The organism is Aeromonas sp. 96A, from assembly GCF_051919165.1.
GTDB classification, from domain to species: domain Bacteria; phylum Pseudomonadota; class Gammaproteobacteria; order Enterobacterales; family Aeromonadaceae; genus Aeromonas; species Aeromonas veronii.
Genome location: NZ_JBQBFE010000001.1, coordinates 4492693 through 4505968, shown reverse-complemented (window position 1 = coordinate 4505968; position 13276 = coordinate 4492693). Strand labels below are relative to the sequence as shown.

Annotated in this window: 9 protein-coding genes and 2 pseudogenes; 5 read left to right on the top strand and 6 right to left on the bottom strand. The window is 57.0% G+C overall.

Going from position 1 to position 13276, the window contains the following annotated elements:
* Positions 1 to 55: 55 nt before the first annotated feature.
* Positions 56 to 931: a flagellar protein MotY gene (locus ACTG2W_RS20890; RefSeq protein ID WP_005350788.1), complete on the bottom strand. Its 876-nt coding sequence runs from the start codon at positions 929 to 931 to the stop codon at positions 56 to 58.
* 264 nt (positions 932 to 1195) lie between these two features.
* Between ACTG2W_RS20890 and ACTG2W_RS20885 the strand changes: the two are divergent.
* From ACTG2W_RS20885 to ACTG2W_RS20865, 5 genes and pseudogenes are all read left to right on the top strand, one after another.
* Positions 1196 to 2119 (top strand): annotated as a pseudogene (locus tag ACTG2W_RS20885) (hypothetical protein).
* A gap of 623 nt (positions 2120 to 2742) precedes the next feature.
* Positions 2743 to 3282 carry a hypothetical protein gene (locus ACTG2W_RS20880; protein ID WP_100654039.1) on the top strand — a complete coding sequence of 180 codons (540 nt, stop codon included), beginning with the start codon at positions 2743 to 2745 and terminating at the stop codon, positions 3280 to 3282.
* 86 nt (positions 3283 to 3368) lie between these two features.
* Positions 3369 to 3752 carry a hypothetical protein gene (locus ACTG2W_RS20875; RefSeq protein ID WP_106843998.1) on the top strand — a complete coding sequence of 128 codons (384 nt, stop codon included), beginning with the start codon at positions 3369 to 3371 and terminating at the stop codon, positions 3750 to 3752.
* Between the two features lie 311 nt (positions 3753 to 4063).
* Positions 4064 to 4771: a phospholipase D family protein gene (locus tag ACTG2W_RS20870; RefSeq protein ID WP_042056541.1), complete on the top strand. Its 708-nt coding sequence runs from the start codon at positions 4064 to 4066 to the stop codon at positions 4769 to 4771.
* Between the two features lie 23 nt (positions 4772 to 4794).
* On the top strand, positions 4795 to 5667 hold the full coding sequence (locus tag ACTG2W_RS20865; protein WP_106844000.1) for a nuclease-related domain-containing protein: 873 nt from the start codon (positions 4795 to 4797) through the stop codon (positions 5665 to 5667).
* A gap of 65 nt (positions 5668 to 5732) precedes the next feature.
* Here ACTG2W_RS20865 and ACTG2W_RS20860 read toward each other — a convergent pair whose 3' ends face one another.
* The 5 genes and pseudogenes from ACTG2W_RS20860 to dapB form a co-directional block, all read right to left on the bottom strand.
* Positions 5733 to 6884, bottom strand: a complete 1152-nt coding sequence (locus ACTG2W_RS20860) for a DUF1615 domain-containing protein (RefSeq protein ID WP_106844001.1) — start codon at positions 6882 to 6884, stop codon at positions 5733 to 5735.
* 301 nt (positions 6885 to 7185) lie between these two features.
* Positions 7186 to 10408, bottom strand: a pseudogene (carB, locus tag ACTG2W_RS20855) (carbamoyl-phosphate synthase large subunit).
* Between the two features lie 20 nt (positions 10409 to 10428).
* Positions 10429 to 11565 carry a glutamine-hydrolyzing carbamoyl-phosphate synthase small subunit gene (carA, locus tag ACTG2W_RS20850; RefSeq protein WP_106844003.1) on the bottom strand — a complete coding sequence of 379 codons (1137 nt, stop codon included), beginning with the start codon at positions 11563 to 11565 and terminating at the stop codon, positions 10429 to 10431.
* Positions 11566 to 11770: 205 nt separating this feature from the next.
* Entirely contained in the window at positions 11771 to 12028 is a 258-nt protein-coding gene (locus ACTG2W_RS20845; protein ID WP_128835422.1) for a hypothetical protein, read from the bottom strand.
* A gap of 208 nt (positions 12029 to 12236) precedes the next feature.
* The gene (gene dapB, locus ACTG2W_RS20840; protein WP_106844022.1) at positions 12237 to 13049 is read right to left on the bottom strand and encodes a 4-hydroxy-tetrahydrodipicolinate reductase; all 813 of its coding nucleotides are present in this window, start codon (positions 13047 to 13049) and stop codon (positions 12237 to 12239) included.
* Between the last annotated feature and the right edge of the window lie 227 nt (positions 13050 to 13276).

Below are 13276 nucleotides of genomic sequence, written 5' to 3'. Positions count from 1 at the left end.
GATCAAAAAAGAGCGCAGATGCGCTCTTTTTTATATCCGGCTGCCGGGGACGACGCTAGATCTCGCCATTGCGCCCCATGCTGATCACCACCCGCCGGTTCTTGGCACGACCCTGTTCGGTTTCGTTGGAGGCGACGTGCTGCTTCTCGCCATGCCCCTCCACCGAGATCTTGCCGGGATCGATCCCCAGATCGACAAACACCTTCTTGATGGCATCGGCCCGCTTCTCGGAGAGTTTCAGGTTCGGCCAGCGGCCGCCATAGCTGTCGCTGTAGGCATCGATCACCACCACGTCGATGCCCTTGTCCGCCTTGATAAACTCGCTGATCATCGCCAGCCGCCGCTTGGAGGGGATGGAGAGCTGATCGCTGTTCTTGTCGTAGGTAAGCACGCTAAAGGCGATATCGTTGAAGCTGTAGGGCAACAGCCCGCTCAGACAGTCGATAAAGGCCTGATATTTCACCCGAAAGTTGACTGACGAGAGGGACACTCGCACCGCGCGGTTCTGGCGATACCAGTCCCGATACTGGAAAGTGGGCATCCGCCCCCCCTCCAGCTCGTCGAGCATGGTCCAGGCGGTTTGCCCCTCCACCAGCCCATCGAACTGCTGATAGAAGCGCAGTTGACTCACTTCTCGCCCGGCGATGCCCGGGCGCCATACCGGTGGCATGATGCCAAGGCTCACCGTCTGGGTCTGGGCCTGCGGCCGCTTGCCCTTGAGCTCGAAGTCGAGGTTGATCTTGCGCCCAGCACGGCTGACAAAGGCCCCCGTTCCCCAGTTGGGGATCGGGTGCTCGAGGCGACACTCAATCTGGGTATCGGAGGTCAAACGCCAGACGGATTGATCCAGACCGGCACCAAATTCGGTGACCCCAGCCTGTAACTGCATACTCACGGATATGCTGACCAACCCCAACACCCAAGCGTTCAATTGCTTGCCCTCCACACATCTCACAAGAGATATCGGCGGCAAGAGGCCAAGCTTTAGCGACAAACTGCAAAGACGTGCCGTTGGTGTGGCAAAGGCTTGCCCCTCAGCGGCAACCGACCGCAAGCGGCGCCTATTCCCCCCTCTTAGCTCCGTGCCAACCGGCGGGAAGCTCGCTACAGTAAAGCCAGGGCAATCAGACGCCGCTTATCGGGAACCACACTCATGCACCGCTCTTGCTTCTCTTTATTGCAGATGTTGTTGCCAATGCTGCTGGCGCTATCCGGCAGCGCCGTCAAGGCCGCAACACAGGATCAGGAGTGGGCACAGGAGCGCGCCAATGCGGTGCTCTCGCTGATGACCTTCACCGTGGTGCCTGACATCACCGCCAGCAACCTCGATATCGGCAGCGGCACCAATCAATCTGCCGCCCTCAACATGACCCAGATCGGTGGCGGCGCAACCATGAGCGAAGCCGTGCCCATCTATCTGGAAGGGGCGATCGGCTTTAGCCGCTACGATCCCCAGTTTGTGGTGAGCAACGGCACCGAGAGCCGCACCCTCCCGACCAAGTGGAACAGCCTGACCGCTTCAGGCGGGATCGGCTGGGATATCGCCCTCCATGAAGACCCGCGCGGTGGCCACTGGGTGCTGCGCCCTATCGCCAACGTCTCGCTCGGTACCATGGCCAGCGATCTGCAGATCGGCAACTGGCTGCTGGAGCGCACCAAGGGCTACTCGCTGGATTTTTTTCGATGGTGGGCAGCTCAATATGTACGGACTGGGAGGCTCGCTGATGCTCGACTACGAGCTCTTTTCAAAGGTGCAGGATATCGATATCGAAGTGCGCTACTCCTACCAGCACCTGCAGAGCTTTGGCGGCACCTCGACCAGCGTCCGTGGTCACGCCGAGGCGGAGAACCTCGGCCTCTATCTGCGCCGCCGGGCCCCGCTATTCCACTGGACACTGCTCGACAGACCGGTGCGCTATGTACTGGAGGGGGCCCATACCGCATATCTGGGGAACAGCGGGGGTTGCTTGGCTTTGACTCCCTCAACTCTATCGGCGCCGGTCTGGAGCTGGACAGCAGCAAATACGACATCATAGTCACCCGTACCCGGCTGGTTGCCCGCTATATGTTCAGCCACAACACCAGCGGTTATTCCATCGGGTTGGCCATGAGTTTCTAAGTCGTTAGTTTTACCTGACACGAGTGGGCAATTCTCAGGGAAAGCACCGTAACACTCCGGATAATTATGTCCGTATTGATGGAAGATTTATTGATCTGCCACCTTTCATATTTCTCACTACCCAGTCATATCAGGTAAAAATATCTTCCTGCTGACAGGCTAATTCCCCCCCTAGCACACCGAATATTGGAGTTTTTGTCTTTGTATTTACGGCGCGCAATGGCTGATTGGCCCTTGATATCGCCAGCCTGTGCCCGCTTGCAACAGGAAAAATACCAAACGCCCGGCATCACTGACCAATGGCCAACTTTATCGATGCCCATAAGGAACCAACCCGGAGGTCCCCCATCATTTGCACAGTGACCTGAACAGCACCTAACCCATTGTTTTAAATGTTTTATAGTTTTTCATATTTTATGAATCCAATTAATCCTGTTTTATTTTACTTACATCACCCGACTGCTAAATTTGGCGTCATCCCGGCAGGACGAGGTGCACTGAAACGACTGACTGCGGGCTACTGATAACAGGTGTGCAATGAGCACATAAATAACGTTCAGGCATAGCAACCGTTATTTTGACGACATCAAACTTGCTGTTCCTTGTTGATTTGAGGTTATCTGATGAAAAAAACGCTGCTTGCTCTCTCTGTATTGGTCATAACCGGAACCGCATATGCAGGAGTGCCTGATTTATCCGCCAGCTGTCCTGGACATATTAATCTTCGCGTCGAAGATGGCACGGCTTATATCAATAACCAGCAAGTTCCGCTTAAAAAAGTGAATTCAAATTTCTACGAGGCGAGTAAGGGGCGCACCACCCTCTCCATGGTGAAAAATGGCGACTGGGGCATCACCTATTTTGTCAAAAATGGCGACAGCGGCGCCTGTCAGCTCAATGACGATGAGAACGATGACGACGGCGATGATGAGAGCGCCAGCAGCAGTGCCTACAACGGCAGCACTGCGCAAACCAAGGTTGCCGAGAACGCCTGCATGAACGCCGTCGCCAGAAAAGCGGGCGTCAGCCGCAGCAAACTGACCCTCGACTATGTGGCCGACTCCCAGGCGGGGATGATGATTGATATCAAAGGGCCCCATGACCGGATCTGGCACTGCCTCACCGACGCCCGCGGCCATATTTCTGGCATCAATCAGGACTGATTTCGAACCACGGCTCAGCGGGGCCCACACCGACCATGGGGCACCACCCCTTATCCATTGCAATTATTTGATACAGGTAAATGAAGATGAAATCCAAACAGACTCTGCTCAATGTCACCCTCGGTTGCCTGCTGGCAGTCGGTATCTCTGGCTGCGCCGTGGCCAAAAGCCATCACGGCCACAAGACCCATGCCCAAGCGCACGCTCAGGAAGGGGCCGTGCAGTATGGCGACGAGAGCCCGTGGGCTGGCAACTATAAGGCGGTCACTGACGATGGCCGCACCGTGGCCGAAATTCACGTCGATACCACAGGGGAAACCTATATCGATGGCAATCAGGTCAAACCAAGTCACAGCGGCAGCGACTACCTGAAATTCAAGCAGGAGACCATCACTTACACCCTGCGCAAAAGCGGCGCCAGCTGGAAAGACATCGATGCCGGCACCAGCGGCCGCATCCTGTTCGATTGATAACCCCGACACCGGCCTTGCCAGACACCAAGCCCCGCCAAGGGGCTTTTTTGCACCTGCGATTTACCATCAACCACAGCCCGCCCCGAAAAATCCAGCCTTGCCACAGAGTTAGTGCAATCTGTCACATATTCCTTTTGATGGAATGGGTAGAATGGCTCAGTTTGGCCCCCATCATCCACATAGAGCCACGATGTCGATTGCCAACCGTACTGGCTGGGTGATCACGGCACCCGGAATGGAGATGGCCTGCCGAGCGCCAACCAAGTATTTGCGCCACCAGTTACACCAAAGGGATAGAGATTTTTGCCATGGCCAAGTTTTTGAATACCAGCGCAACCAACTATTTTCTTGAAGAACTTATCAAAGATGCCAAAGAGCGTCTGATCCTGATCAGCCCCTTCCTCAAGCTCAACGACAGGATCAAGGAGCTGCTCACCGACAAGAACCGCCTCAAGATCGATGTGCGGATCGTCTATGGCAAAAGTGAGCTGCAACCGGAAGAGATCAGCTGGCTCAAAGAGCTCACCTATATCCGCACCAGCTTTTGCAAAAACCTCCATGCCAAGTGCTATCTCAATGAAGAGATGTGTATTGTCACCAGCCTCAATCTCTACGAGTTCAGTCAGGTCAATAACAACGAGATGGGGGTATTGATCCAGCGCTCGGAAGATCATGACCTTTACCGTGATGCCTATGATGAGGCACAACGAATTATTCGGGTTAGTGATGAAGTCCGCATATCCCTTGAACGGGTTGTCAGTGAAGCCGAAACCCAACAGCCTTCTGCTAACGAAAATGAGTCAGCCACTGAAAAACTGACCTCATCCAAACTGGCGCAAAAGTGGGGGATCAAAACCAATGAGTTGTTGGAAAAAATGGTGACTCACGGCTTGCTTGAGCTGCGTGACAGCAAGCATTACCTCACAGCGAAAGGCAAAGAGGAAGGAGGGGAGTTTAGAATGAGCCCCAAATTTGGCCCCTATTTCCTCTGGCCAGAGGCCATGAATCCCCTCTAATTCACTGACTGGATAAATGTGAAATGGACTTCACTCCCGTTATTGCGGTTCTGCTGGGCCAGTTCTGGTATCTGCTGCCCCTGTTGTTGATTGCCACCCTGATCAAAACGCCCAAGTTCAAAGGGATGGTTGGGGAAGCATTTATCAACTTGGGCATCCGGCTCTTTCTCGACAAGCGGGAGTACCACCTACTCAAGAACGTGACCCTGCCGACCCCGCAGGGCACTACCCAGATCGATCATGTGATCGTCTCGCGCTTCGGGCTGTTTGTGATCGAGACCAAGAACATCAAGGGGTGGATATTTGGCAATCCAGCCCACAAGAGCTGGACCCAGCAGCTCTATCGCCGCAGACATACCTTTCAAAATCCCCTGCGCCAAAACTATCTGCACCTGATGACGCTCAAATCCTTGCTGGGTCTTGCTGATCATCAGCTCCATTCGATTATCTACTTTATTGGCGACTGCACCTTTAAAACCCCCATGCCGGATAACGTGATGAACCGCGGGCTTATTCGCTATATCAAGAGTAAAACCGCGCAGGTGCTGACCCCTGCCGAAGTCACCAGAGTGATCGACACCATCCAGCGGGGACGACTGGCCGCCAATTGGCAGACCCATAAACAGCATGTGGCGCAGTTGAAAGCACGTCACAGCGAGGTTCCCCGCCCGCCTTTATCCGTAGCTGCAATGCCTGTCGTCAATCAGGTGGTGAACGCCTCGACAACCATCACCGAATCGCGCCCCCAAGAAAATCCACTATGCCCCAGATGCGGCAACCCGATGGTATTGCGTACCGCCAAACGGGGGGATAACCGAGGCAATCAGTTTTGGGGATGCAGTGGATACCCCAAATGCAGATTCATTGTAAATCTGACGGGGAACAGCAAGGCATGAACTTCCACACAAGGGGAAACTCACTCTGACATCAAGGGCGGCCAATTGGCCGCCCTTGATGCTTCTTACCGAATCGTCGCCATCTGCTGCACGCAGCGTTGCTCTCTGTCATCCACCCGCTTGGCAAACCAGGCGGTGGTGAGGTTGCGGGTAATTTTCGGGCTCTTTAGCTGAATGCCGGGCAGGATGGCGCGGGGCAGTCGCTTGCCCGCTTGCTTGTCGGCCAGGGTAAAGATGCGATGGTAGAGGTCGGTCTCGGCAAATTCGGCGGTATCCCCTTTGCGCAGGCTCTGGTGGATCGCCTGCTTGCTCATATTGACCCGGTTGGCGAGGGTGTAGACGGCAAGCTCGGTATTGCCCGGCAGATCCGAGTCATAGCGGATCAGATCCCCGTCCAGCGCCAGAGTTTTGCCACTCAAGCGGCTGACGGCGGCCTGAAAAGCGGCATTGCGGCTGGCATACCAGCCGGCGTTGAAATCGGCAAAGCGGTAGAGGGTATCCGGGTAGTCGACGGGATAACCGAAGATATGCTTGGTGCCAAACCAGATGCCGCCGCGACGGGTAAAGACTTCGTGGCGGATGGAATCCTTGATTGGATAGGGGTAGCCACGGGCGTTGGCCTCGGCAAAGGCGATGCTCACCTGCATCGGGCCGCCGGTATGCACCGGGTTGAGGTTGCCAAACAGCGTCTTGCCCATCGGCAGCATGCTGATCATGTCTTCGAAGATTTCACTCATCTCCCGCTCGGTACGCAACTTGTCGATCCGCTCGGCATAGCTCTTGCCGGTGGGCGAGTTGATGGAGAGTGCGGCCCGCACCATAAATTCGGGGATCAGCAGCTTGGCTGCCCGTGAGTTGATCTCTTTCCAGGCGATCTTGCCAAGGCCCGGCACCACGGGGTCGGCCTGATAAGTGGCTTCCTGCTCCGCCACCGCCAGCACGCTACAGACGTTGTGATCATTGACCGTCACCCCCTGGGTGGTGAGCGCCGTCACCACGTCATTGGCCCACCCCTGTTTGTCCGGCACCTGACGGGGCAAGAAGCGCACGATGCGGCTCTTCATATCCGCCGGTTTGCGCGGCTGCATGGCAGGCGGCGTTTTGGGGTTGCTCACGCTCGCCTCTTTGGCAGGCGCGGAGGCGGGATCACTGGCACAACCGGCTAGCAGCAAGACAGAGCAGAAGGCAAGAAGACGACAGGAAGGCAAAGCGGTCATAAGCATGTCCATTTTTTGTTGGCCCTACAGGCAGCGCCGCTGGCACTGCACTGACAAGCAAAGTGGGGCCATTGTAGAGGATTGCCTGCCGCAGTTGAAACCCGCGCTCGCATCATCCCCTCCCCTTGCCCGCTTTTACCACCCCACACGCCATCAGTTGTCTGCGATGCGGAACTCATGACCTTCCTCAATGGCTCACCCGCCCCGAGCCGAACGGTGAGCGACAGATAAAAAGAAACCCCCGCCATCGCTGGCGGGGGTTGGTCGTCTGGCAAGTTGGGCTGATGCCCGCTGCAAACGCTTAGCGGTTTTTCACCTTCTGGTGCAGCTCCTGCACCGAGTTCACATTGGCGGTGGCATCCACGCTGATGGCCATGCAGGTGGCAAACGCCTCGTTCATGGTGGTGGTATACGCCACCTTGTTCTGCAAGGCGGCGCGACGCAGCTGCTTGGAGTCCTGGATCGCCACCCGCCCTTCGGCGGTGTTGACGATGTAGGTGTACTCGCCATTCTTGATGCGGTCGAGAATGTGCGGGCGACCTTCGTGCACCTTGTTGACCACGCGGGTTGATGCTCGCTTCACCCAGCGCGACGGCGGTGCCGTGAGTGGCATCCAGCTCGTAGCCCAGCTCCAGCAACTTGGCAGCCAAGTCAACCACCTGCGCCTTGTCGCTGTGACGCACTGACAAGAGGGCACGACCCTCTTTCGGTACGGCGTGGTTGGCACCCAGCTGCGCCTTGGCATAGGCCTCGGCAAAGCTGCTGCCCACCCCCATAACCTCACCGGTAGAGCGCATCTCTGGCCCCAGCAGCGGGTCAACTCCCGGGAACTTGGCGAACGGCAGTACCACCTCTTTCACCGAGTAGTAGGGCGGGATGATCTCTTTGGTGAAGCCCTGCTCTTGCAGCGACTGACCGGCCATCACACGGGCGGCAATCTTGGCCAGCGAAGCACCGGTCGCCTTGGAGACGAACGGCACGGTACGGGCGGCACGCGGGTTCACCTCGATAAGGTAGATGTCATCGCCCTTGACCGCGAACTGCACGTTCATCAGGCCGATAACGCCGAGCTCCAGCGCCAACTTGCGCACCTGCTCGCGGATCTCGTCCTGAATTTTCTTGGACAAGGTATAGGGCGGCAGGGAGCAACCGGAGTCACCGGAGTGGATACCGGCCTGCTCGATGTGCTCCATGATGCCGCCGATGACCACGTCGGTGCCGTCGCAGATGGCATCCACGTCCAGCTCGGTCGCATCGTCCAGGAAGCGGTCCAGCAGTACCGGCGATTCGTTGGAGACGCTTACCGCCTCGGCGAAGTAGCGACGCAGATCCTGCTCGTCATAGACGATTTCCATGGCGCGGCCACCCAGCACGTAGGAGGGGCGAACCACCAGCGGGTAGGTGATCCGCTCGGCCAGCAGCACAGCCTGCTCCAGCGCGGTGACGGTGCCGTTTTCCGGCTGCTTGAGGCCGAGGCGCTCGACGGCAGACTGGAAGCGCTCGCGGTCTTCGGCGCGGTCGATGGCATCCGGGCTGGTACCGATGATCGGCACGCCGTTGGCTTCCAGTGCACGGGCCAGTTTCAGCGGGGTCTGGCCACCGTACTGAACGATGACGCCCTTGGGTTTTTCGATGCGCACGATTTCCAGCACATCTTCCAGGGTCACCGGCTCGAAGTAGAGACGATCCGAGGTGTCGTAATCGGTGGAGACGGTCTCCGGGTTGCAGTTGACCATGATGGTCTCGTAACCATCTTCGCGCAGGGCCAGCGCCGCGTGCACGCAGCAGTAGTCAAACTCGATACCCTGACCGATACGGTTCGGGCCGCCGCCGATGATCATGATCTTGTCGCGGTTGCTCGGGGCCGCTTCGCACTCCTCGTCATAGCTGGAGTACATGTAGGCGGTGTTGGTGGCGAACTCGGCGGCGCAGGTATCGACCCGCTTGTAGACCGGGAAGATGTTGTGGCGGGCACGCAGTTTGCGCACTTCCCCTTCGGCCACGCCGAGGATCTTGGCCAGACGGGCATCGGCAAAGCCTTTGCGCTTGAGGGCACGCAGGAAGTCGGCATCGAGACCGGCCATGCCGCGCTCTTTCACCTCTTCTTCCAGTTTCACCAGGTCTTCAATCTGTACCAGGAACCAGGGGTCAATCTTGGTCAGCTTGAAGATGCCATCCATGGAGAGACCGGCGCGGAACGCATCGGCGATGTAGAAGATACGGTCACTACCAGCGTCCTGCAGCTCGTGACGGATGCGGGTCAGGGAGTCCGGGGCATTGAGGTCAACCATGGGGTCGAAGCCGGTTTTGCCAGTTTCGAGGCTGCGCAGCGCCTTGTGCAGGGACTCCTGGAAGTTGCGGCCGATGGCCATCACTTCGCCGACCGACTTCATCTGGGTAGTCAGACGGTCGTTGGCACCGGCGAACTTTTCGAAGTTGAAGCGCGGTACCTTGGTGACCACGTAGTCGATGGCCGGCTCGAAGGAGGCCGGAGTGCGACCGCCGGTGATATCGTTCATCAGCTCGTCGAGGGTGTAACCGATGGCGAGCTTGGCAGCAATCTTGGCGATGGGGAAACCGGTCGCCTTGGAGGCCAGCGCAGAGGAGCGCGACACCCGCGGGTTCATCTCGATGATGACCATGCGGCCATCTTTCGGGTTGATACCGAACTGGACGTTGGAGCCGCCGGTCTCGACGCCGATCTCGCGCAGCACCGCCATGGAGGCGTTGCGCATCAGCTGGTACTCCTTGTCGGTCAGCGTCTGGGCTGGCGCGACCGTGATGGAGTCACCGGTGTGGATACCCATGGGGTCGAAGTTTTCGATGGCGCAGACGATGATGCAGTTGTCGTTGCGATCCCGCACCACCTCCATCTCGTACTCTTTCCAGCCGATCAGCGACTCGTCGATGAGCAGTTCTTTGGTCGGGGAGAGATCCAGACCGCGCTCGCAGATCTCGACGAACTCTTCGGTGTTGTAGGCGATGCCGCCACCGGAGCCACCCATGGTAAAGGAGGGACGGATGATGCAGGGGAAGCCGACCATCTGCTGCACACCCCACGCCTCTTCCATGTTGTGGGCGATGCCGGCACGCGGGCACTCGAGGCCAATGCTGCGCATCGCCTTGTCAAAACGGGAGCGGTCTTCGGCCTTGTCGATGGCGTCGGCGGTGGCACCGATCATCTCGACACCGAACTCGGCCAGCACGCCATGCTTCTCCAGCGCCAGTGCGCAGTTGAGCGCAGTCTGGCCGCCCATGGTGGGCAGGATGGCGTCCGGGCGCTCTTTCTTGATGATTTCGCGCACCACTTCCCAGGTGATGGGCTCGATGTAGGTGGCGTCTGCCATCTCCGGGTCGGTCATGATGGTGGCCGGGTTGGAGTTGACCAGAATGACGCGGTAGCCCTCCTCGCGCAGGGCTTTGCACGCCTGAGCGCCGGAGTAGTCAAATTCGCAGGCTTGGCCGATGACGATGGGGCCGGCGCCGAGGATCAGGATGCTCTGAAGGTCATTACGTTTTGGCATGAAACTCTTTCCTCTATTTCTTAGGCGCGATACTGCTTAATCAATTCAATAAAGTGGTCAAAAAGACCGGCACAGTCGTGCGGGCCCGGGCTCGCTTCGGGGTGCCCCTGGAAGCTGAAGGCCGGACGGTCGGTGCGATGGATACCTTGCAGGGAACCATCGAACAGGGAGACGTGGGTGGCGCGAAGGCAATCCGGCAGGCTGTTCTCGTCTACCGCAAAGCCGTGGTTCTGAGCGGTGATCATGACGGTGTTGTCATCGAGGCTCTTGACCGGGTGGTTGGCGCCGTGGTGGCCAAACTTCATCTTGACGGTCTTGGCGCCGGAGGCCAGACCCAGCAGCTGGTGACCCAGACAGATGCCGAATACCGGCGTGTTGGTATTGAGGAAAGCCTTGATGGCCTCGATGGCGTAGTCGCACGGCTCGGGGTCGCCGGGGCCGTTGGAGAGGAAGATGCCATCCGGGTTCATTGCCAGTACCTCGGCGGCCGGGGTCTTGGCAGGCACCACGGTCAGGCGGCAGCCACGGTCCACCAGCATGCGCAGGATGTTGCGCTTGACGCCAAAATCGTAGGCCACCACGTGGTATTTGAGCTGGTCGGCAGCCGGGGTGACGTGCCCCTTGCCAAGCTGCCAGCTCCCTTCGGTCCAGTTGTACGCCTCACCAACCGTCACCTCTTTGGCCAAGTCCATCCCCTTCAGACCGGGGAAGGCGCGGGCCTGTTCGAGGGCATAAGCTTCATCGACCTGTTTCCCGGCCAGAATACAGCCAGCCTGAGCGCCTTTCTCGCGCAGGATGCGGGTCAGTTTACGGGTGTCGATGTCGGCGATGCCAACGATGTTGTGAGACTTGAGGTATTCGGAGAGGGATTGCTGATTGCGGAAATTGGAGGCAAGTATCGGAAGGTCCCGGATGATCAACCCTTGCGCATGGATTTGACTGGACTCTTCATCTTCGCTGTTGGTGCCGGTGTTGCCTATATGGGGGTAAGTGAGGGTGACGATCTGACGGGAATAAGAGGGATCGGTGAGGATTTCCTGATAGCCCGTCATCGACGTATTGAAAACCACTTCACCAACGGAACATCCCTCGGCGCCTATCGACACGCCTTTGAACACAGTTCCATCTTCCAGCACTAGCAATGCAGTGTGATTCAAGACAACCTCCAGTTATTTAGCTTTAAATTCAGCAATTTACCTGGGTGTTGCGGGCTCGATTCCGGTCTTGGACAGGACTCGAACCCGGCAGATTTCTGGCAAATTGGGCGCATTCTACTTAAAAAAAGTGGCATTTCAACGTCTTTTCTCGAATGAAATGCATCTAAATTCAATAAAAAAGCAACATTACCCATTATCTATGCACTCAATCGCTTTGCAACCCCCTCCCATGAAAGAAAATGAAAAACCACCACAAAAAGATGACACCAAGCCAGCAATAGCGACAAAAACCAACAAAAAAACCAATTAAAACAATGGCATTTATTTTTACACAAAAAAATATTAATGACAGATTTAACGCTTTTATGATGACAAGAGTGAACATGAAAAATGGAAAACGTTTTTCCGTGTTTGAATTTTTAGTCTTTTCTTGCCGGTGTAAAAAAATGGCTTCATCAGCCATAAAGATGCTCAAATCTGTTACCTGGTGATGACATTTAGGAAGGGGAAATCTGGTGGATAACGCAATAGTGTGATTTATAAGGCATTCAGATAAAAATTGCCGATAGCGTGTCTTTTTACACAAACTCTGGCTGACTGACAGCAAAAACCCCGGCAAGCCGGGGTTTTTCACTGGGGTAGCAGTAGTACGAAAGTGTCGCTCAGAGGCATCACTTGAGATTGAGCACATCCTGCATGTCATAAAGACCGGCACCCTGCTGACAAAGCCACTTGCCCGCCCGCACAGCACCGTTGGCGAAGGTCAGGCGGCTGGAGGCCTTGTGGCTGATCTCCACCCGCTCGCCGACATCGGCAAACATGACGGTATGCTCCCCCACCAGATCACCAGCACGAATGGTGGCAAAGCCGATAGTGTTGCGATCCCGCTCGCCAGTGATCCCCTCGCGACCATAGACGGCGCACTCCTTGAGATCGCGACCCAGGGTTTTGGCGACCACTTCACCCATGGAGAGCGCAGTACCGGATGGCGCATCCACCTTGTGGCGATGGTGGCCCTCGATGATCTCGATGTCGGTATAATCCCCCATCACCTTGGCGGCCTGCTCCAGCAACTTGAACACCAGGTTGACCCCGACCGAGTAGTTGGAGGCGAACACGATACCGATCTGCTTGCCCGCCTCTTTCAGGGCGGCCTTGCCTGCATCGTCAAAACCGGTGGTGCCGATCACCATCTGCTTGTGGTGGGCCAGCGCAAAAGCAAGATTGGCCAGGGTCACCTCGGGGCGGGTGAAGTCGATGATGAGATCAAACTCGTCACGCACCTTGTCCAGACTGTCGCTGATGGCCACGCCCAGATGGCCCAGCCCATTGAGCTCACCGGCATCAAGACCGATCACAGCCGAGCCCGGCCGCTCCAACGCAGCACCAACCACCACGCCATCGGTGTTGGTGATGGCCTCCAGCAGCACCTTGCCCATACGACCATTACAGCCCATCACGGCCACACGGATCGGATTGTCCATCTCCACCCTCTCATCTCTTTTAATTATGGAAAGAGACCGTTTTACCAGCCCGCGCCGGGTTTGAAAAGCCATGATGCCACCACGCCTTGCTGCACTCGCCAACGGCAGCGCCCACTGGCTGGCCAAGAACTTCCTTTTGGTCACAGGCCGTTTTTCATCGTCTCACTCCATCATTTGGCAGACCGGGTGCCATCTGATAGGTTCGAACGAGTGAAATGCCAGCATCA